Source organism: Haladaptatus sp. AB643 (assembly GCF_024136975.1).
Classification (GTDB): domain Archaea; phylum Halobacteriota; class Halobacteria; order Halobacteriales; family Haladaptataceae; genus Haladaptatus.
In genome coordinates, this window is record NZ_JAMYJW010000008.1 from 190,975 (window position 1) to 212,772 (window position 21,798).

The following is a 21,798-nucleotide window of genomic DNA, read 5'->3' on the forward strand; positions in this document are numbered from 1 at the left end:
GAATTACGGATGACTACCAACACGTCGGAACGACTCCCGTTTTCCGCTATCGAACAGGCCATCGACCGACTCGACGATCCGTCGGTCGTGAAACGAACGCCCGTCGAGCGAAGCACGTCCCTCGACGACCGAACCGGCGGCGAGGTGTCGTTGAAAATGGAGCACCTCCAGTGGACCGGTTCGTTCAAAACGCGCGGGGCGTACAACAAGATCGAACGCGACGTGGTGGGAACGGATGTCGACCGCGTCGTCGCGGCGAGCGCCGGAAATCACGCACAGGGCGTGGCGCTGGCGGCGACCGAACTCGGCATCGATTCGACCATCGTCATGCCGAAGACCGCCCCGCAGACGAAGATCGACGCGACGAGGGGCTACGGCGGCGAGGTGGAACTCGTCGGCCGGGACTTCCGCGAGGCGATGAACCACGCGGAGGACCTCGTCGCCGACGGCTCCGCTGAACTCATCCACGCGTACGACGACCCGGCGATCATCGCCGGACAGGGGACGCTCGGCGTCGAGATGTACGAGGACCTCCCGGACGTGGACACCGTCGTCGTTCCCATCGGCGGCGGCGGCCTCATCTCCGGCATCGCGACGGCGTTTTCCGAACTGTCCCCGGAAACGCGCATCGTCGGCGTGCAGGCCACCGGCGCGGCGACCGTTCCGAGCAGCCTAGACAAGGGGATGCCACAGACCCTCGACTCCGTCGACACCATCGCGGACGGTATCGCCACCGGCGGCATCTCCGAGTTGACGCTCTCGCTCATCGACCGACACGTCGACGAAATCGTCACGGTGACCGACAGCGAAATCGCGCGGGCGGTCCTCTTCCTGCTCGAACGGGCGAAGCAGGTGGTCGAAGGTGCCGGTGCGGCGAGCGTCGCGGCCATCATGGGCGAAGCCCTCGACGTGGAAGGGGAGACGGTGATGCCGTTGCTCTGCGGCGGGAACCTCGATATGACGATGTTACAGACCGTGCTGGTCCACGCACTGACGAACCGTGAGCAACTTCTCCGCCTTCGCGTTCGCATTCACGACCGACCCGGTGAGATGCAGGAACTGTCCGGTATCATCGCGGATCACGGGGCGAACATCCGAAACGTCCGACACGACAGGTCGGCCCCCGAACTAGACGTCGGCGAGGCGTATCTCGTCTTCCAGGTCGAAACGAGCGGCACCGGACAGGCGAGGAACATCATCCGCTCGATACGCGGTCACTCCTACGAGGTCGTCCACGTCAACTCCTGATTCTTATGGATTTTCTGACATCACGAACAGTTGCTCACCGTGCGTCGGCTACTCACCGATCTTGTAGGCCGGAGGGTTTTAAATGAAACCTTACGAAACGAAATTACGGTAAAACGAAACGGCCGTTAAATTTTCGTCCGTGCTTAAGTACACCACAGCATACAAACACGAGCTATTATTATCGATTCTCAAGAGAAACGTATGTAGTATTGTGTCATGGTATGACGGGGCACGGATTCGCGCACGCCGTCGAATCCGTTTCGTTCGTCCATCGTCTCGGGTCATGATCTGACGATCGTGATACAACCGGTTCGGAAATCACCGTCGAGGGGACCGCGATTCGCCGGAAGCAGAAGACATCGTCGCCGACCGCTCGAACGACGCAGTACGGCGTACTGCACACTCCGAGAGGAGTATGAGCAACATGAGCCAACAACAAGGTTACCTACGCGAGTTCGTAGACGAGATCGATCCGCTGGTGTTCGGGTTCGGTATTCTGACCGCGGTTGCGTTCCTTCTGTACGTCGCAATCGTCGGCCCGGAGGCAGCAGGAACTGCAATGAAAGGGGTCAACCACTGGTTGTGGTCCAACTTCTCGTGGTTTTACCTCTGGGCGATGTTGATATTCGTCGGATTCACGACTTCCTCATCTTCGGCCCGTGGGGGAAGATCAAACTCGGGCCGCCCGACGCGGAACCGAGACACAGTTTCCTCTCCTATTTTGCGATGTTCTTCTCCGCCGGAATCGCCGCCGGAATCGTCTTCTGGGGTCCGGCCGAGGCCATCTTCCACTACGGGAGCGGGACGCCTCTCGCCGGTGCGGACGCCCCCGCGAAACAGCGTATGTTGGGGTCGCTTCAGTACACGTTCTTCCATTGGGGCATCTCGGCGTGGGCGGCCTACCTCATCGTCGGCGTTCCCATCGGCTACTACGCACACAAGAAGGGTGCGCCGTTCAAGTTCTCGACGGTCATCGCGCCCATCGTCGGCGTCGATAACTTGGACGACAGCTACTTCGCGCGCGTCGTCGACCTCATCGCGGTGTTCGGGACGATGGGCGGCATCGCCACGTCGCTCGGGTTCATCGGCCAACAGTTGCTGATGGGGATGGACTACCAGTTCGGGTCGGTACGGACGCCGTCACAGGCGGCGTCAGCGCTTCCGATCGATATCTTCGGCATCCAACTCGGCGACCTCGGTATCATCCTCGTCATCATCGGTGTGACGACGGTGTTCACGCTTTCGGTCATCAGCGGCGTCGAGAAGGGTATCAAACGGCTATCGCAGTTGAACGTCATCGTGTTCGTCCTGCTGGGGGTGTTGGTCTTTTGCATCGGCATCTACAACGGGATGGCCTCGTTCGTGCTCAATCTGGGGACGCAGTCCGTCGGCCGGTATCTCAACCAGTTCATCAAGATGAGTCTGTTCACCGGCGCGGCGACCGGTTCATCGTTCGTCGGGGCGTGGACCATCTTCTATTGGGCATGGTGGTTCTCGTGGGCCCCATTCTCGGGGATTTTCCTCGCGCGAATCTCGTACGGACGAACCATCCGCGAAGTGACGTTCGTCGGCGTCGTCGCGACGACGCTGGCGACTGTCCCGTGGTTCCTCGTCATCGGTGGGATGTCGATGCGGATGCAGCAACTCGGTCGAGCGAACATCCTCGGCGTCCTCGCGAACTACAACGGAAACGAGGCCGTCGCCGGGTATCCGTTGTTCGGCGCGCTCCCGGCGGGTGCCCTGCTATCCGGTCTGTTCTTCCTGCTGGTCATCACGTTCTTCGTCACGTCTGCCGACTCCTCGACGCTCGGCATCGCCATGCTGACCACCGGCGGGGAGGAGCACCCCTCGGAACTCAACCGCCTCATCTGGGGCGTCCTTCAGGGACTCGTCGCCGCCGTCCTCATCGTCATCGGCGGAACCAGCGCGCTCCAGCAGGCCGCCATAATCACCGGCGGACCGGTCGCCATCGTCGGACTCATCGGCGTGTACGGCATGATAAAGGAGTTCAGCAGCTTCCAAGGACGCGTGCTCGTTCAGGAGGGTGCTTCGATCCGGGAGGACGACGACGTGCTGCTCGGGGGCGGTGGCGGCGGTGGGACTTCCGCCCGCCCCGCCGACGGTGACGAAGGGGACTAACGTCGCTGACGCGGCCAACCGCCTTCCATCCATTCCATCCCATCTATCCCATCCATTCCATCCCATCTATCCCATCCATTCCATCCAACCAATCCATCCGGTCGGCGACGGAGGCGGCTTCCTCCCAGGACAAACTGTTAACTTTCCGGAGGTACGAACGTCAACCGGAGGTACGATCGATGGTATCCGATACAGAATACCCGTCGGAAGAATCGGACGGTCGAAGCGCACCCGACCTCGGCGACCTGGTCGACCGCATTCTGAACGGCGGGAACGATCCATCGCCGTCCGCCGGTAGTCGGTAACTCCGACCCGGAATCCGCCGACGAGTTTGCCTTTTTTCGTTCCGAACCCCTCAGCGGACGGTATCCGAAATCCGATCACTGACGTTCGTCGCGACGACGGGGACATCGACTTCGGTAAGCGTCTCCCGGCCCGCGGTCCCGTTCGAGCGGGTGAGAACGGGGACCGGTCCTGTCGGAAAAGAGTCTCGGCAACGGTACCTTTGGCACTCGAAGCCGAAGGTGAGCCATGGAACTGCTGGATGAGTCCATCGTTCCCGAGGACGCCCGCGAGATAAAAGCGGACGCCCGGGCGTTCGCCGAAGAGTACATCGAACCCAACGCCGAGGAGTACTTCCGGAGCGGCGACTACCCGTTCGACATCCTCGAAGCCGGACAGGTGGCGGGACTGGTCGCCCAAGACCTCGGTCCCGAAGTCGGCGGACGAGGGTTGAACATTCGACAGATGCTCGCCATCGCCGAGGAGTTCTACCGGGCGGACGCCGGAATCGCGCTCACGCTCCAACTGGCGAGTTTCGGCGGGGAAATCGTCGAATCGTACGGAAGCGAGGTGCAGAAAGAGGAGTACCTCCGACCTGTAGCGGAATGTGAGGCGATAACGGGGCTCGCCGTTTCCGAACCGCAGACGGGGAGCGACTTGGCGGGGATGACGACGAGCGCCGAGAAAGATGGCGACGAGTGGGTGATAAACGGCGAGAAGTACTGGATTGGAAACGCCGTCGAAGCCGACTGGCTGACCGTTTACGCGAAAACCGGCGATTCGGACGACCGCTACTCGAACTACTCGATGTTCATCGTGCCGACGGACACGGACGGCTACGACGCCGAGCACATCCCCGAGAAGATGGGTTTCCGGGCGTCGAAACAGGGCCATATCGTGTTCGACGACTGCCGGGTTCCCGAGGAAAACCTCGTCGGCACCGAAGGGACGGGATTCTACATGCTCGCCGAGTTCTTCAACCACGGGCGGGTCATCGTCGGCGGTCACGCCTTGGGCTTGGCGGCGGCGGCCATCGAGGAGACGTGGGAGTTCGTCCACGACCGCAGCGCGTTCGGACGAAGCGTGAACGACTTTCAGGCCGTCCAACACGACCTCTCGGACATGCTCATCGAGTTCGAGCGGGCACGGGCGCTCAACTGGCGCGCCGCGGAAAAGGTCCAAAACGGCGAGAACCCGGGTTACTGGGCGGCGCTCGCCAAGACGACTTCGACGGAAGCGGCCGTCGAGTGCGCCGAAACGGGAATGCAACTGCACGGCGGTCGCTCGGTCCTCACCGACCGCAAAATCGCGCGGATCTATCGTGACGTCCGGATTCCGGTGATCTACGAGGGAGCGAACGGGATCCAACGCAACCTCATCTATCGCCAGCGTCCCTGATCGCTGGCGAGGTCACTTCCGAATTCGACATCTCGAAAAGGGGAACGAACGGGGGTGGATTCGAACCACCGGGGCTATCGATGATAGCCGCCATCGGTCGGACGAGAGCCTTCGTCCAACGATGGTGCTCTTACCAGCGAGCAACCCGTTCTCCGGGCTTCCATCGAAAACGCGAGTACGGCCGGCGCAATGCCGACCGTGCGAGCGTACGACGGATGACTACTGACAGACGGACACGTCGGCCGAACCAACGGCCGAACGGTGTGGCACGTGAGACCTGATTCAGTGCGACCTGCATACCAACCAATGGCCGGTTCGATCATTGTTATTCGGTGTCTGTCGTCCCGTCAGTCGGTGCTTGCGTCGTCGGTATACGGTGCCTGAACCGATATCGACCGTCACGCCCGTCGTCATTATCCCCGTCCATGACCAAGGACGCGTATGGCTCACATCACCGCGCTCTTCGTCACCGAGAACGGCTCAGAGCCGATGCGGTCGGTTTCCGACGTGCAGGCGGTCGCCGACAGGGGGCTCCTGAACGACCGTTATTTCAACGGCACCGGCTACTACTCGCCGTACGACGTCTGTCAGGTGACGCTGATCGCGTCGGAAGCGATAGACGAAATCAACCGGGAGTTCGGTCTCGATCTGACCGCCGGAGAACACCGACGCAACATTGTCACGGAGGGGATCGACGTCCACGACCTGCTCAAGCATCGGTTCCGAATCGGCGGCGCGGTGTTGGAGGGAACACGGCCGCGGCCGCCCTGTGCACACGTCGAGCAACTGAACGAGCAGGACGGCGTCGCCCGCGCGCTCAAGGCCGGACGAGGTGGCGTCTGTGCGGACGTGGTCGAAGGCGGGGAGATAGCCGTCGGCGACGAGATCACCGACATCGAGAAGATGGACAAGACCGACAGCATCATCGAGCGACTGCGGTCGAAGACTCGTTGACTATTACCGAAAAATCCGGTACGAAGTTCGTCCGACGGCCGTTTCCGTTCGTTCCCCGTCGGGTCCGAGCGTCCAGACGGTCACGCGGACGACGCCCATCGAATCCCCGGAGCGGACGACCCTCGCTTCCGCGAGGAGGTCGTCGCCCGCCGGACGGATGTACGAGACGTTGAGATCCGTCGTCACGAGACGCCCACTCTCGGGGTTGTCCAACGTCGTCCGGAGCGCGAAACCGCTCGCGGTGTCCACGAGCGTCGCCGCGATGCCACCGTGAACGACGTCGTCGTCGGCCACCGGATTGAGGAGTTTTTCGTCGAACGGCACCCGCATTTCGAGGTGTCCCTCTTCGACCGTTTCGACGCGGAGATCGAGCCACGAGAGGTACCCGTGGTCGTCGACGAACGACTGAAAGGGGTCCCGCTCGGTCATGGAGACCCTCCCGTCCACCGCCGTCTCCACCACCATCGTCCTCGTCGCTTCCCACGAGAAACGCGTATCATCGTCTTTTGCATCGGTGACCATCCGTTGTAAGTCTTTGCCGATACGAAATCGTTGGAAGACGAATTCGGGAATAAATACACCATCGTTTAGTATCTCTCCGAAGTTTTATTCCACAGTACGAAGTTGGTGGTCGTATGCATTCGAATCACGTCGGGTGTTCACGATGACCGACCCGGTTCCGCTGACAGTCGATAACGGCGTCGCGACGCTCACGCTGAACCGCCCCGACGAACGCAACGCGCTCACGCGGGAGATATCCGATGCCCTCCGGGACCGGTTCGTCGCGCTCGAAGAACGTGACGACGTTCGCTGTGTGATTCTGGAGGGAAAGGGCAGTGCGTTCTCGGCGGGTGGCGACATCAAGGCGATGCAGGCCCAACTCGAAGGCGACGGTTCGCTCGACGACGCCGTCGCCACGCTCGAACGGACGACGAGCGAGACGATGGCCCGCGTCGTCACCTGTTCGTACCCGACGGTCGCCAAAATCGACGGCCCGGCGGTCGGCGCGGGTGCGAACCTCGCCATCGCCTGTGACATCCAACTGGCGAGCACCTCGGCGAGCATCGGGTTTCTGTTCCGCCAAGTGGGTCTCAGCATCGACGCCGGAACGTCGTACCTGCTCCCGCGAATCGTGGGCGAGAACGTCGCCAAGGAACTCGTCTACACGGGCGAAGTGCTCGACGCCGACCGCGCCGACGAACTCGGTCTGTTCAACCACGTCTACCCCGACGAGGAGTTCGACGAGCGCGTCGCGGAGTTGGTCGGTCGAATCGCGAGCGGGCCGACCGTCGCGTTCCGCCACGCGAAACGCCTGCTCCGGGAGGGAACGGACAAATCGCTCGACCGCGCGATGGTGGACGAGGCGACGGCACAGGGCATCGTGTTCGGGACGCGAGACCACGAGGAAGGCGTCTCCGCGTTCTTGGAGGGGCGGACGCCCGAATTCGAAGGGCGCTGAGCTCGGAAGTTACTCGTTCCCGTTCCCGTTCTCGCCCTCGTCAACGAGTTTGAACTTCTGAACCTTGCCGCTCGCGGTCCGCGGCAGTTCGTCCACGAACTCGACGTCGCGGGGGTGTTTGTACTCCGCCAGGTTCGACAGGCAGTACTCCTTGATGTCGTCGGGGGTCACCTCCGCGTCCGGATTCGAATCCGTATTCGGCGTGGGTACGACGAAGGCTTTGACGGTCTCGTTGCGCCGGTCGTCGGGTATCCCGACGACGGCGGCGTCCGCGACGGCCGGATGCTCGAAGAGGAGTTCTTCCACTTCGCTGGGATAGACGTTGTAGCCCGCCGTGTTGATCATGTGCTTCTTTCGGTCCCTGATTTCGTAGTAGTTCTCCGCGTCCCGACGGGCGATATCGCCCGTCCGGAAGTAGCCGTCGTCGGTGAACGCCTCGGCGGTCGCGTCCGGCCGGTCGTGGTAGCCCGCCATCACCTGCGGACCGCGGACGAGCAGTTCCCCTTCCTCGCCGGTCGGGAGTTCCTCGCCGTCGGGTCCGACGATTTTGCAGTCGGTGATGCGCAGCGGTTGTCCGATGGTGCCGGGTTTCGGACCGAACGTGGTTCCGACGCTCGTGTGGGTCGCCGCCGTCGTTTCGGTCAGTCCGTACCCCTCCGACAGTTCCACACCAGCGATCTCCTCGAATCGCTCTTGAACCGCAACTGGCATCTTCGCCCCGCCTTCGTTTACCGTGTCGAGGCTCGTCAGGTCGTGGTCGCCGAAGGACTCGTCGTTGACCATGTCCACGAACATCGCGGAGACGCCGACGAAACTCGTGATACCGAACTCCTCGATGGTCCTCATCGCCTCCTCGGCGTCCCACTCTCCCGGATTTCGGAGATGGACGGTCCCACCCCGCAGTAGCGATTGCCACGTCGAGTGGACGAAGCCGGTGATGTGATAGAGCGGTAGGACGGCCAACGCCCGTTGCTCGTTGGGGGAATTCTCGGTGAACGTGAACCCCGAAAATCCCTGTGCTCGGAGGTTGCGGTGCGTGATGTGGACGCCCTTCGGGCGGCCCGTCGTCCCCGAGGTGTACGGTTGCATCGCCACCTCGTCCGAATCGCGGTCGATGAGGAGTTGCTCGCCGGTCACGTCGCCGAACGGAACGGCTTCGATTTCATCGTCGTCGCTCCCGACAGTGACGATGGTCGGGTCGTGGCCGGTTTCGGCACAGGCGTCGATGAGTTCCTCGCGCAGGGCCGGGTGCGTCACCGCGACCGAGGCGTCCGTGTCTTCGAGTTGGTAGGAGAGCTCTCTGGCCTTGTACTGCGGGTTGACGGGAGAAACGACGACACCAGCACGAAACGCGCCGAGGAGGACGACGACGTACTCCGGGCAGTTCGGCAGGTAGAGCAGGAGGCGGTCGCCGGGGTCGAACCCACGTTCGTGGAGTCCTCCCGCGAACACGGCCGCGCGTTCGTCGAGCGATTCGTACGATAGCTCACGACCGTCCATCTCGATGGCGACGGCATCGCCGCGGCGGTCGGCGGTCGCTTCGAACAACCGGGCGACGTTACCTTCTTCGACGGTTCGGAGGGATGCCGGTACGTCCATACATCGTATGGGACGGTATCGCACATTATTTTAACGGGATTAGAGGTTCGGCGAGATTATCTACCAATGCTGTGAAAATGGTGCTTTTCTTTACCGTCGCTTCCACCCGGTTTTCCAAACGAAATCACGTGCCGTTCCCCCTTCTTCTCCGTCGCATGATACCAACCCTCATATTTATTAGACGCCTATCCGATATTCCGGCCGCACCATGGTTAACGATGGTAATCACAAACCCAGGAACAGAACACAAAGTAAGAATAAAAGGCGTCCAAACAAACCAACAAACGAATATTCCCCGCCGACTCGACGGTCGGTATTGAAGGCGACGACCGTCGCCGGAGTCGCCGGTCTCGCGGGCTGTCTGGGAAGCGGCGGTGGCGGCCCGTCGGGACCGATGAAGGTCGGAGTGCTCGCCCCCGAACCGACCAAAAATCCCATCGGTGCGTCCATCGCAGGCGGTGCCAAGTTAGCCGCGAAACAACTCAACGAGGACGGCGGCGTGAACGGCAAGGAAGTGAAGGTCGTCGTCAAAGACACCAAGGAGGACCCGTCGTCGGGCAAGTCTAAGTATCAGAAACTTACCATCGGTGAGAGCGTGGATTTCACGACCGGCGTCTTCACCAGCGAAGTCCTGCTCAACATCATGGACTCCATCGCGGAACAGAAGACCGTCCACATGGGGTCGGGTGCGGCCACACCCGACGCGGCCGCGATGGTCAAACAGAACTACGAGAAGTACAAGTACTTCTTCCGCACCGGACCGGTGAACTCCCACTACCTCGGCATGAACATGGTCGATTTCGCGAAAGCGAACTTCGACTCGATGGGCTGGAAGTCCGTTGCCATCCTCGCGGAGGATTACGCGTGGACGAAACCGATTACGAAAGTTCTCACGAGCCAACTCTCGAAAACCGGGATCGACGTTCCGATCAGCAAGCGGTACGCGAGCGGAACGAAGGATTTCTCGCCCATCTACGACGACATCGAAAGCTCCGGGGCCGACGCCGCGTTCGTCGTCATGGCCCACACGGGAACCGCCGCCGTCGTGCAGTGGGCGAAGCAACAGCGCCAGTTCGAGTTCGGCGGTATCCACGTCCCGATGCAGTTCCCGTCCTACTACGGGTCGGTCAACGGTGCCTGTCGCTACGCGATCACCCAGAACTCCGCGACACCGACGGCGAAAGTCACCAAGAAGACGGTTCCGTTCTCCGAGAGTTATAAGAAGGAGAACGGCAAGTATCCCGTCTACACGGGCTACATCTCGTTCGATGCGGTCAAGCAGTACGCGTCGGCGGTCAAGGCCGCCGAGTCACGAAAAGCCGACGACGTCATCCCCAAAATTGAATCGTCCTCGTTCACGGGGACGACGGGGACGCTGAAGTACTACGGAAAGGATTCGAAGTACCCCCACGACGTGATGTATGGCAAGGACGCCGCGTGGCCGGTTTGGCTCCAGTGGCAGGGGAAAGGGGGCGACGGTGTCCAAGAAGCTATCTGGCCCTCGAACGTCGCCACGGGGTCGCACAAAAAACCGCCGTGGGTGTGATTTCGTTTCATGTCTGGATTGCTCAACACTGTCGTCAACGCGACCCTCATCAGCGCGCTCTACGCTCTCGTCGCCATTGGATTCACGCTCATCTTCGGCGTCGGCGGCGTTCTCAACCTCAGTCACGGCGCCATCATCACCATCGGCGCCTTCGTGGCGTATTTCGTGACGGGCGTCCTCGGGGCGAGTGTTTGGGTCGCCACGCTCGCCGCGCTTGCCGTCTCGGCCGTGTTCGCGGCCGTCCTCTACCTCGTTCTGATACGGCCGATTCAACACGATTCCATCACGGTGATGATACTGACGCTCGTGACTGCCATCGTCGTCGAGGAGGGCATCAAAATACTCGTCGGTACGCAACCACGGGCCGTCCCGTCACTTCTCGACGGACATCTGACGCTCGTTGGCGGCATCCAACTGAATCGGGTGTTCGCGTTCGCGCTCTCTTGGGTCGTCATCGGCCTCCTCTTCGCGGCCGTGAACTACTCCCGGACGGGAAAAGCCATCATCGCGACCAGCATGTCGAGTCGCGGGGCGTCGCTCGTCGGTATCGAAACCGACCGAATGTACCTCTACACGTGGGTCGTCGCCGGGGCGCTCGCCGGACTCGCGGGTGTCTTCCTCGCGTCGATACAGACCGCCGGATGGGCGATGGGTCGGGAACCGCTCGTCCTCTCGTTTTCCATCGTCGTGCTGGGCGGTATCGGTTCCATCCGGGGGAGCCTCATCGGCGCGTACATCATCGGATTTCTGGAGGTGTTCACGATTTCGTACGTGGACTCCAGCCTCAGCGGGTTGGCGTCGCTGGTCGTGCTCGTCGTCATCCTGCTCGTAAAACCCGAGGGCCTATTCGGCCGGGAGTTGGTGGAGTGATTCCATGAGCGAAGATGTTGAACGCTCCTACCCGACCGACCTCGTGTCGCTCGCACCCCGGTACAAACTCGGACTGCTAGCGCTCGTGCTGCTGGCGCTCTCGCCGTTCTGGCTTCGACTCCTGCTCGGCGAAGGACAGGGACTCCTCGCGGTCATCACGCTCACGACCGCGCTCTTTTTCGCCATGTTCGCGATGAGTTGGGACGCCGTCTCGGGCTACACCGGCCAGATAAGCTTCGGACACGCCCTGTTCTTCACGGTCGGCGGCTACGGATCCGCCCTGCTGAACCTCGAACTCGGCGTGCCGCCCATCGCGGCAGTGCTGTTGGGGACTCTGCTCGCGGCGGTCGCGGGGATACTCATCGGCGTTCCCGCGCTCCGCCTCGAAGGACCGTACCTCTCGCTCGTCACGCTTGTCGCTCCCCTCATCCTGCTTCAGCTTTTCATCGTCTTTAGCGGGGTCTTCGGCGGCGAGTTGGGGCTCCCGAGCCCCGACCCGCTCGTGTCGGTTTCGGGATTCACGGGACAGACCATGGCGGATTTCTACGTCGCGCTCATCGTGTTCGTCTTCATCCTCGCCGTCTTGCTCGCAGTGACGCGCTCGGACGCGGGGTCCGTCTTCACCGCGATTCGGGAGGACGAGCAGACGGTAGCGGCCGCCGGAATCAACCCGGCGAAGTTCAAGATTTTCGCGTTCGTACTCTCCGCCGCGGTTGGTGGACTCGCGGGGGCGGTATTCGTTCACACCGTCGGGAAACCCCAACCGAGTCAACTGCTCGTGATGAGCGTCAGCGTCGAGGTTATCATCGCCAGCATCGTCGGCGGGATGGGAACCATCACGGGCGCGGCCATAGGCGGCTTGTTCTTCAGCCTCTTCCGCGAATGGCTTTCGGGCGTCTCGACGGTCGTCCCTCTTCTGAACGTGCAGGTCGCATCGCTCGACCTGCTTTTGTTCTCTCTCATCACCCTTTGCCTGCTGTTTTTCCTCCCCGGCGGGGTCCTTCGCTGGGGAATCGAACGAGCTCGGAACGTCGTCGGCGACGAACCGAATCCGGTCGCGGACGGCGGACAAACGCCCTTCGAACGGACACTCGACGCCTATCGTGATGCACTCGACACGTTCGGTTCGCTCGGAGGTGAGGACCGTGAACGGTGACAACACCCAACCGGACGGGCTTCTCGTTCTCGACAACCTCCGGAAAGAGTTCGGCGGTCTCATGGCTGTCGACGACCTCTCCATCACCGTCGAGGAGGGTGAAATTCTGGGCTTCATCGGACCGAACGGGGCCGGGAAGTCCACGACGTTTAACTGCGTCACGGGGGCGTATAAACCGACTTCCGGAACCGTCCGGTATCACGGCAAGGACGTCACCGGCGAACCCGCGTACGAGATGGTCAAGCGCGGCATGGCGCGGACGTTCCAGTCGTTCCGACCGCTCACCGACCGGACGGTTCGGGGGAACGTCGCGCTGGCACTCGCTCCCGACCGAATCCTCTCAGTTTCGGGGTTACGCGGCGAGACGCGCGCCCGTGCGACCGCCATCTGCAACCGTGTCGGTCTCGGCGACCGCGTGGGTCAGTTCCCCGACGAACTTCCCCATGCCGGTCTCCTCCGCCTCGAACTCGCTCGTGCGCTCGCAACCGGCCCGGACCTGCTCCTCGTGGACGAACCGTTCGCGGGACTTTCGAGTCGAGAGGTCGGCGACCTCTCGAACCTCCTGTTGTCGCTCCGCGACGAGGGCGTGACGCTCGTCGTCGTCGATCACAACATGCGCGGCTTGCTCTCGCTTATCGACCGCGCGGTCGTCATCCAGTTCGGTTCGAAAATCGCCGAGGGAACGCCCGACGAGATTCGAGAGAACGAGACGGTTCAGGAGGCGTATCTCGGGGGTGCCGAGCAATGAGTTCCCTCGTCTCCGTCGAGGGCGTTCATGTCTCGTACGGCGAGGTCGCCGCGCTTCGCGGCATCTCCCTCTCCGTCACCGAGGGCGAAATCGTCGGCGTCATCGGCCCGAACGGGGCGGGAAAGACCACGCTCGTCGAGACGATTTCGGGATTCCACGACTACACCGGGCACGTTGAGTACCGCGGGCGAGAGGTCAGCGGTAAGGCCCCGTCGGACCTCGTGGCGTCCGGTCTCGTTCACTGTACCGAAAGCCGCGACCTCTTCGACTTTCTGTCGGTCGAGGATAACCTCGAACTCGGCGCGTATCGCCACCGGGACGACGTAGCGGAGCGTCTCGACTTCGTTTACGACCTCTTTCCGACGCTGGCCGAACGCGCCGACCAGACCGCGCGGACGATGAGCGGCGGCGAACAGCAGATGCTCGCCATTGGGCGGGCGCTCATGGGCGATCCGGACGTGCTCATCCTCGACGAACCCACGCTCGGTCTCGCACCGGTCATCCTACAAGACATCAGCGCTGGACTCGATACCATTCGGGAAACCGGCGTAACCGTACTGCTCGCCGAACAGAACGTGACGTTCACGATGAATCACGCCGACCGCGTCTACCTCCTGGAGAACGGTGCGATAGAGCGTGAAGGCGACCCCGACGCGCTTCGAGGCGACGAGTACATCCGGACGGCGTACCTCGGCGAGTGAGTGCTTGTTTCCCCCTCCACGGGGAGATTCACGGTTGACATGCCCTTTGATGCTGTATCGGAGACGGCGAGTAATCGGGATTTCACCGCCGATACGGCGAACCAGGACGTTCGGGAGGTCGCAGCGGTCGTCCGGGACTGTGTAGGAACGATGTTGACTGATTCCGGTCGAATTCCTGCAGGAATGCCATCAGCTAACTGAATCGTTCTCCCTCGAACTGTAACTTTCCACACAATACACTCATTTTCGAAGACGTGCACAATTAACCATGGTCGAAGCTACCATCGACGTGATCGACCGCGGGGGATTGGAATGTGACCTCAACTACCTCATCGAGGGGAACACGCTCGGAAGCCACGACGAGCCAAATCCGGACACCGACTACATCGAAATCCCGGTGTTCAACCTCGTCATCGACCATCCCGAGGGGACCATCCTCTGGGATACGGGCAACCACGAGGACGCGCTCGACGGTCACTGGCCGGAGGGCTTGAAACAGGCGTTCTATCCCCACGACGTCCGCGAACACGACCTTCGGGACGACCTCGGGGACGCGGGATACGACATCGACGACATCGACTACGTGTTCCAAACGCACCTGCACCTCGACCACGCTGGCGGTCTCCATCACTTCGACGGGACGGACACGCCGGTGTTCGTCCACGAGGAGGAGTTGAAGTTCGCCTACTACAGCACGAAGACGGACGAGGGAAGCGGTGCGTACATCCTCGGCGATTTCGACCACGACCTCAACTGGCAGGTGATACACAAGGACCGTGAGACCCACTTCGAGGACGTCGAATTCGTCCACCTCCCCGGCCACACGCCGGGGTTAACGGGAACGGTCGTCCATCTCGAAAACGACGGGACCGTCGCGTTCGCGGGCGACGAAATCTACCAGACCGAAAACTACGAGAACGGGACACCGCTGGGTGCTGGTCTACTCTGGAGCCATCGCCACTGGTTCGACAGCCTCCAGAAACTCAAGGAGATAGAACGCAAACACGACGCAGAAGTCGTGTACGGCCACGACCCCGACCAGTACGAAACCATCCAGGGCGGGTGGTCCTGAGATGAGTTACGAGCGGTCGGTTTCCGCGCCGTCCCACGAACTCTCGCCGGAAACCGTCTGGCACATCCAGATGCCACAGATCCGGTTCGGCAGGGATGCGACGGACGAACTCGCCTTCCAGTTGCGGGATTTGGGGGTTGACAAGGACGCCCACGGCCTCATCATCACCGACGAAACGCTCGCGGACATCGGCCACGTCGACCGCGTCGAGACGCACATCGACGACGCCGAACTCGCCGTCGATGTCTACGACGAATCGAACCGCGAACCGTCCGTTTCGGACATCGAGGACTGTCTGAAGTTCGTCCGCGACGAGAAGGGCGAGGAGGGCTACGACTTCTACGTCGGTCTCGGCGGCGGCAGTTGTATGGACACCGCGAAGACGACCCGCGCGGTCATCGCCAACGGCGGCGGTCCGCTGGACTACATCGCCGCACCGACCGGCGAAGGGGAGGCGCTCACGGAATCCGGCCCGCCGCTCGTCCTGATGCCGACGACGGCGGGAACCGGGGCGGAAATCTCGCCGGTCTCCATCCTCTCGGTGGAGGAAAAGGAGATCAAGGAGGGAATCTCCAGCAACCACGTCCGCGCCGACGCCGCGGTGCTCGACCCGACGCTCACGACCACGCTCCCGCCAGAGTTGACGGCGAAGACGGCGATGGACGCGCTCGGGCACGCCATGGAGGGGTACACCACCCACGAGTTCGATTCTCTCCTCCGGCCGACCGACCCGGCGGAGCGTCCCGTCTACGCCGGACGGACGCCGCTCACCGAGATGTTCTCCGAGAAGGCCATCGACCTCCTGTCGAACAACGTCCGAAAGGCGGTCCACAACGGGGACAATCTCGACGCTCGGGCGAACATGCTACAGGGTGCGCTCTTCGGTGCCATCGCCGGGTTAACGGCGGGCGCGAGCCTCTGCCACGCGATGGCCTATCCGGTCGGAAACAAGTATCACACCTACCACGGCGAAACCATCGGGGTGTTGACCCCCGCGAGTACCATCGACTACAACTCGGCGAGCGACCCGAAACGCTTCGCCGCGCTCGCCCGCCGGTTCGGCGTCGATACCACGGGAATGACCCCCGGCGATGCCGCGGACGAGTTGAAAGCAGAGTACATTCAGCTTCAGCGCGACCTGAACGTCCTGCCGAGCGGACTCAACGAACTGGCTGGAATCACCGAGGACGACGTCGATTGGCTGGCGAAACAGACCGTCGACACGCAGGCGCGACTGCTCCGCTGTAATCCCCGTCCGGTGACCGAAGAGGACGTCCACGGTATCTTCGTGGACGCGCTGTACAACTGGGATTAGGGCTCCGCTTCGCGGAGGTCCGCCCGTCGAATTTTACCCGTCGTCGTTTTCGGAAGTTCGTCGAGGAACTGGATTTCGCGCGGATATTCGTACTTCGCCAGCCGTTCTTTCACGTACGATTGGAGTTCGTCAACGAGCGCGTCGTCCGGGTCGTACCCGTCCGCGAGGACGATGAACGCCTTCGGTATCTCCCCCCGTTCGTCGTCGGGGACGCCGACGACGGCCGAATCGGCCACGCTTTCGTGACCGGCGAGGCTCTCCTCTATCTCCTCTGGGCCGATTCGATAGCCCGACGAGATGATGACGTCGTCCGTGCGCGAGACGAACGTGATGTAGCCGTCCTCGTCGCGCTTTCCGAGGTCCTCGGTCAGAAGCCAGCCGTTTCGAACCTTCCGCTCGGTTTTCTCGGGACGGTTCAGATACTCCTTGAAACAGACGGGGTCGCCCTCGTACCGAACGGCGATTTCTCCCACATCTCCGTCCTCGACCGTCGGTTCCGCCGTCTCGGGGTTCACGATTCGGACGTCGTGGCCGGGACCGCCGAGGCCCATTTTCCCCTCGCGGAACTCGGTGAGGGCGGTACAATCTCCGATGGTCAGGTTCGCCTCCGTCTGTCCGTACGCTTCGTGAACGGCCGCCCCGTCGAAGGTGGTCTCGCCCCACTCGACGATGCTCTGGCCGAGCGATTCGCCGCCGCTCGGGATGACGCGCACCGAATCGACGTCGTACCGGTCGGCGGGGGAATCGACGTTCATCATCATCCGAAGCGCGGTAGGCGGCGCGAAGAAGATCGAGACGCCGTAGCGTTCGACGGTTCGAAACGCCGCTTCGGGGTCGAACGGCCCGCCTTCGTAGGCGACGATGGGTCGGCCGTAGTACAACGCGGGGAAGACGATGTCGAACAGCGACGCGACCCACGCCCACTCGGAGGGCGTCCACGCCACGTCCGTCTCCCGGACGTCGAGATTACAGAACGAGGTCAGGAACAGTGGGAGGTGGCCGAGGAGCATTCGATGGGCGTGGAGGACCCCTTTGGGATTACCCGTGGTCCCACTCGTGTAGATGATGATGGCGTCGTCCTCGGCGTCGGTTTCGACGATATCGCGGTCCCGCGAGCTACGCTCCATCGCGTCCCAGATATCGGTTTCGTCGTCTTCTGGCTCGTCGACATCGACCGTGAGAACGGTTTCGAGCGTATCGAGGTCGTCGCGCACGGTCCGGAGTGTCTCGACGTTCGACTCGTCGACGACGCAGGCCACCGATTCGGAGTCGGCGAGTCGATACGAGAGGCCGTCGATTCCGAAGAGCGTGCTCAACGGAATCGAGACGGCTCCCAACTTCCACGCGGCGATGTGGGTGATGAGCGTTTCGGGCTTCTGCGGCGCGTTCACGCCGACCCGGTCACCGCGACCGACGCCGTGGTCCGCGAGGTAGTTCGCGAGCCTGTTCGTCAGGTTTCTGAGTTCCCAAAACGTGTAGGTTCGTTCCCTCCCGTCCCCGTCCGTGGCGAAGAGGGCGACACGGCCTCGCTCGTCCGCCCACCTGTCGCAGACGTAGTCGGCCATGTTGAACGCGGAGGGAACCTCCCACTCGAAGGAGTCGTGTAGGTGGTCGTAGTCGTTCCACTCCTTCTCGTAGAAGTGGTACGCATCGAGCCGCTGGTTGTGACCCATGCTATATTCCACCACATCGTTCGTGATAATACTGTCCTCGATTCAGGGAAGTGCGGGATCAGTACGATCGAACGATCGGTCGCTCGGAATGCCGATTCTTTGGCAGTGATAACCGAAATCCTCAGAAAAATAACGTGGATAAGTGCTATTGTGATAATTCCAACCATCGATAAACGCTTTTGCGATGGCGCTACGTAGCACGGACAACGTATGAATCTGGTTCAGCACGTGGCGGACGCGGCGACCGAACGCGGGGACGCACCGGCGATCGTCTACGAGGGACGGGAAACCTCCTACGAGGCGTTCTGGACGCGGACGGGGCAGTTCGCGGCCGGACTTGCCGAGCGCGGGATCGGGAGCGACGACCGGGTTGCGATCTATCTCCCGAACTTGCCGCAGTTCGTCACCGCATTTCACGGCACGCTCCGGGCAGGCGGCGCGGTCGTTCCGATGAACCCGCAGTACAAGCGCCGCGAACTTCGCCACCTCCTCGGCGACAGCGGCGCGAAAGCCGTCGTCACGCTTCCGGACCTCGTTCGACACGTCGATGCGGTTCGGGACGAAACCGACGTCGAAGCGGTCGTCACGGTCGGCGAGGGTGCGGAAGGGAACGACGTCGTCCGCTTCGAGGAGTTCCTCGCCGACGGGACGCTCCCGGTCGTCGAGCGCGCCGACGACGACGTGGCCGTCCAACCGTACACGTCGGGGACGACCGGGACGCCGAAGGGCGTGCTGCTCACCCATCACAACCTCGCGTGGGACGCGCGGGCGGCGACGAACCCCATCCCCGACGGAATCCGCCCGGACGACAAACATCTCGGCGTCCTCCCGCTGTTCCACATCTTCGGCATGACGGTGACGATGAACGCCACGCTGTTCGACGGCGGAAGCTACTATCCGCTACCGACTTGGGACGCCGAGCGGACCGCCTCGTTGATCGAATCGGAGATGCTGACGCTCAGCCACGCGGTGCCCGCGATGTACAACGACCTCGCGAACCTGCCCGAGGACGACGACTACGACCTCTCCTCGCTCAGGTTCGCGAACTCCGGCGGGAGCGCGCTGCCGAAAGAAGTTCGGCGGGCGTTCGAGGAACGGTTCGACGTCGCACTGTACGAGGGGTACGGACTCACGGAGACCAGTCCCGTCACGCACGCGAACCACGTCGGCAGTCGGCGGCCCGGCAGCATCGGCCAGTCGCTCGACGGCGTTTCGGCGCGAATCGTGGACGACGAGTTCGAAGAGCGCCCGCCGGTCGAACGCGGCCCAGTCGAGGAGGGGAGCGTGAACCTCGGCGAGATAACCGGCGAACTCGTTGTCTCCGGCCCGAACGTCATGAAGGAGTACTACGAGCGCCCCGAGGCGAACGCGGCGGCGTTCACCGAAGCGGACGGAAAGCGGTGGTTCCACACCGGCGACATCGGTTACTGGGACGAGGACGGCTTCTTCTTCATCGTGGACCGGAAGAAACACATGATCAACACGGCGGGCTACAACGTCTACCCGCGCGAAGTCGAGGAGTTGCTGTTCGAACACCCCGCCGTCGTGGACGCCGCGGTCGTCGGGATGCCGGACGAACGACGTAACGAGACCGTCAAAGCCTTCGTCGTGCCCTCGCCGGATGCGGACGCGACGCCGGAGGCGGTTCGGGAGTTCTGTCTCGACCGACTCGCGGCGTACAAACACCCCCGCGACGTCGAGTTCGTGGACGAACTGCCGCGGACGACGACCGGGAAGGTACAGAAGTTCAATCTGGAGAGCCAGAAGTGAGCGATTCGCCCGCACGTCGCGACGCGCGGGCGAGCGCCGAAACCATTCAGGGCGAGTGCCGAAACCATCACGATAATTTTTGATTGATGCGTGCGTTGGGTTCGGCGGACGATCCGGTCGGCGACTCCGCGTTCATCACGTGCCGACCGTACCTTGCGACTCACAACACATGACATCTGATCTGACAATTCGCCCGTTCTTCTGGCGGGCCACGAAGCTGTTTCCCGAGAAGGAAATCGTCTCTCGCACGCGCGACGGAACACACCGCTACACGTACCGCGAGTTCGGCGAGCGAGTACAGGCACTCGCCAGCGCGTTGGACGCGCTCGGCGTCGAATCGGGGACGCGGGTGGGAACCTTCGGGTGGAACCACTCCCGTCACTTCGAGGCGTACTACGCCGTTCCGCTCATGGGCGCACAGCTACACACCGTCAACGTCCTGCTCGGCGACGACCACGTCGAATACATCCTGAACGACGCCGCCGACGAGGTGTTGCTCGTAGACCCCGGCGACCCGTTCGAAACCGTCGAGCGCCTGTGGGATTCTCTGTCCCACGTCGAGGAAGTCGTCGTCATGGCCGACGAGATTCCGGACACCGACCTTCCGGCCCACTCGTACAAGGAACTGCTCGAAAATCACGACTCGACGGAGTTCGCGTGGCCCGACCTCTCGGGCGACCAACCGGCGGGAATGTGCTACACGTCGGGAACCACCGGGAAACCGAAGGGCGTGGAGTACAGCCACGAGATGATCTACGCCCACGCCATGATGGTGCTGACCCCGGCGGCAATCGGCATCGAGGAGGGCGACGTGGTGATGCCGGTGGTGCCGATGTTCCACGTCAACTCGTGGGAGTTCCCGTACACGATGACGATGGCGGGCGCGAAACCGGTGTATCCCGGGACGCAGCCATCGACGGAGGACCTCGTGAACCTCATCGAGACGGAAGGCGTGACGCTCACGGCGGGCGTTCCGACCGTTTGGATCGACGTGCTCGACTACCTCGACACGCACGACGCCGACATCTCCAGCCTCGACCGAATCGTCGTCGGCGGGAGCGCCGCGCCTAAGGGCGTCATGCAGCGGTATCAGGAGGAGTACGACGTGACCATCGAGCACGCGTGGGGGATGACCGAGACGATGAGCATCGCGAGCGTCTCCCGGCCGAAGGACACGATGACGGATTTGAACGACGAGGAACGCTACGGAATTCGGGCAAAACAGGGGTTGCTCTCGCCGGGCTTGGAGATGAAGGTGGTCGGTGACGACGGCGAGGAGGTGCCGTGGGACGGCCAGTCGGTCGGCGAACTGTTCGTCCGCGGGCCGTCGGTCGTGGACGAGTACTACAACCGCCCGGACGCGAACGAGGAGGATTTCGAGGGAGACTGGTTGAAGACCGGCGACATCGCCAACGTCGATTCGGAGGGCTACATCGAAATCGTGGACCGCACGAAGGACGTGATCAAGAGCGGCGGCGAGTGGATTTCCAGCATCGACCTCGAAAACGAGTTGATGGCCCACGAGGACGTGGTCGAAGCGGCCGTCATCGCCGTGCCGCACGAACGCTGGCAGGAGCGCCCGCTGGCCTGCGTCGTCGTCCGGGACGGGGCCGACCTCACCGCCGACGAGTTGCGAGCGTTCCTCGAAGCCGAACATCCCAGTTGGTGGCTTCCGGACGACGTCGTCTTCATCAGCGAAGTTCCCAAGACGGCCACCGGAAAGTTCGACAAGAAGGTGTTGCGCGATGAATTCTCGGACACAGACCTGCGATACACCCCCGGGACGTAGCAGGGTGATCGAACCGACGAACTGATCTTTTGGGGCGATCGAATCCATGAACCGGTTTCCGGCGGCAGTACTTTTATGC

General features: G+C 62.4%; 18 protein-coding genes. 15 read left to right on the forward strand and 3 right to left on the reverse strand.

All coding sequences use genetic code 11. The annotated features are described in order from the left end of the window. Positions 1–9: 9 nt before the first annotated feature. The 5 genes from ilvA to NKF25_RS16525 all read left to right on the forward strand — a co-directional run bounded on the left by ilvA (position 10) and on the right by NKF25_RS16525 (position 6,021). Positions 10–1,248, forward strand: coding sequence for a threonine ammonia-lyase (gene ilvA, locus NKF25_RS16510; RefSeq protein WP_253227754.1), 1,239 nt, complete (start codon positions 10–12; stop codon positions 1,246–1,248). 597 nt (positions 1,249–1,845) lie between these two features. After that, positions 1,846–3,387 (forward strand): BCCT family transporter, encoded by a 1,542-nt coding sequence (locus NKF25_RS16515; protein ID WP_342766337.1) that lies wholly within the window; start codon positions 1,846–1,848, stop codon positions 3,385–3,387. A gap of 179 nt (positions 3,388–3,566) precedes the next feature. After that, complete coding sequence (locus NKF25_RS24255; protein ID WP_256487613.1) at positions 3,567–3,692, forward strand: hypothetical protein; 126 nt, start codon at positions 3,567–3,569, stop codon at positions 3,690–3,692. 226 nt (positions 3,693–3,918) lie between these two features. Next, on the forward strand, positions 3,919–5,067 hold the full coding sequence (locus NKF25_RS16520) for an acyl-CoA dehydrogenase family protein (RefSeq protein ID WP_253227755.1): 1,149 nt from the start codon (positions 3,919–3,921) through the stop codon (positions 5,065–5,067). Positions 5,068–5,508: 441 nt separating this feature from the next. Continuing rightward, on the forward strand, positions 5,509–6,021 hold the full coding sequence (locus NKF25_RS16525) for an MOSC domain-containing protein (RefSeq protein ID WP_253227756.1): 513 nt from the start codon (positions 5,509–5,511) through the stop codon (positions 6,019–6,021). Positions 6,022–6,024: 3 nt separating this feature from the next. Here the strand turns inward: NKF25_RS16525 and NKF25_RS16530 are convergent, their stop codons facing one another. Beyond that, the gene (locus NKF25_RS16530) at positions 6,025–6,450 is read right to left on the reverse strand and encodes a PaaI family thioesterase (RefSeq protein ID WP_253227793.1); all 426 of its coding nucleotides are present in this window, start codon (positions 6,448–6,450) and stop codon (positions 6,025–6,027) included. 235 nt (positions 6,451–6,685) lie between these two features. On the opposite strand from NKF25_RS16530, the gene NKF25_RS16535 reads away from it, so the two are divergent. Beyond that, entirely contained in the window at positions 6,686–7,480 is a 795-nt protein-coding gene (locus NKF25_RS16535) for an enoyl-CoA hydratase (RefSeq protein WP_253227757.1), read from the forward strand. Positions 7,481–7,489: 9 nt separating this feature from the next. Here the strand turns inward: NKF25_RS16535 and NKF25_RS16540 are convergent, their stop codons facing one another. After that, a complete protein-coding gene (locus tag NKF25_RS16540) occupies positions 7,490–9,079 on the reverse strand; it encodes an AMP-binding protein (protein WP_253227758.1) in 1,590 nt (529 codons plus the stop codon). Between the two features lie 208 nt (positions 9,080–9,287). Here NKF25_RS16540 and NKF25_RS16545 point away from each other — a divergent pair, with 208 nt between their 5' ends. From NKF25_RS16545 to NKF25_RS16575, 7 genes are all read left to right on the forward strand, one after another. Continuing rightward, positions 9,288–10,625: an ABC transporter substrate-binding protein gene (locus NKF25_RS16545; protein WP_256487616.1), complete on the forward strand. Its 1,338-nt coding sequence runs from the start codon at positions 9,288–9,290 to the stop codon at positions 10,623–10,625. Positions 10,626–10,634: 9 nt separating this feature from the next. Next, entirely contained in the window at positions 10,635–11,495 is an 861-nt protein-coding gene (locus NKF25_RS16550) for a branched-chain amino acid ABC transporter permease (protein ID WP_253227760.1), read from the forward strand. A gap of 4 nt (positions 11,496–11,499) precedes the next feature. Then, positions 11,500–12,651, forward strand: coding sequence for a branched-chain amino acid ABC transporter permease (locus tag NKF25_RS16555; RefSeq protein WP_253227761.1), 1,152 nt, complete (start codon positions 11,500–11,502; stop codon positions 12,649–12,651). Continuing rightward, on the forward strand, positions 12,641–13,399 hold the full coding sequence (locus tag NKF25_RS16560; RefSeq protein WP_253227762.1) for an ATP-binding cassette domain-containing protein: 759 nt from the start codon (positions 12,641–12,643) through the stop codon (positions 13,397–13,399). Before NKF25_RS16555 ends, NKF25_RS16560 begins: the two co-directional genes overlap by 11 nt. Then, entirely contained in the window at positions 13,396–14,100 is a 705-nt protein-coding gene (locus NKF25_RS16565) for an ABC transporter ATP-binding protein (RefSeq protein WP_253227763.1), read from the forward strand. The genes NKF25_RS16560 and NKF25_RS16565 overlap by 4 nt, the downstream gene beginning before the upstream one ends. 268 nt (positions 14,101–14,368) lie before the next feature. Next, positions 14,369–15,172 carry an N-acyl homoserine lactonase family protein gene (locus NKF25_RS16570; RefSeq protein WP_253227764.1) on the forward strand — a complete coding sequence of 268 codons (804 nt, stop codon included), beginning with the start codon at positions 14,369–14,371 and terminating at the stop codon, positions 15,170–15,172. 1 nt (position 15,173) lies between these two features. Then, a complete protein-coding gene (locus NKF25_RS16575; RefSeq protein WP_253227765.1) occupies positions 15,174–16,487 on the forward strand; it encodes a hydroxyacid-oxoacid transhydrogenase in 1,314 nt (437 codons plus the stop codon). Here the strand turns inward: NKF25_RS16575 and NKF25_RS16580 are convergent. Further along, a complete protein-coding gene (locus tag NKF25_RS16580; RefSeq protein WP_253227766.1) occupies positions 16,484–18,160 on the reverse strand; it encodes an AMP-binding protein in 1,677 nt (558 codons plus the stop codon). The two genes, NKF25_RS16575 and NKF25_RS16580, sit on opposite strands and share 4 nt — an antisense overlap. A 210-nt stretch (positions 18,161–18,370) precedes the next feature. Here NKF25_RS16580 and NKF25_RS16585 point away from each other — a divergent pair, with 210 nt between their 5' ends. Continuing rightward, positions 18,371–19,930 (forward strand): long-chain fatty acid--CoA ligase, encoded by a 1,560-nt coding sequence (locus NKF25_RS16585; protein WP_253227767.1) that lies wholly within the window; start codon positions 18,371–18,373, stop codon positions 19,928–19,930. 169 nt (positions 19,931–20,099) lie between these two features. Continuing rightward, positions 20,100–21,719, forward strand: coding sequence for a long-chain fatty acid--CoA ligase (locus NKF25_RS16590; RefSeq protein ID WP_253227768.1), 1,620 nt, complete (start codon positions 20,100–20,102; stop codon positions 21,717–21,719). Positions 21,720–21,798 lie beyond the last annotated feature (79 nt).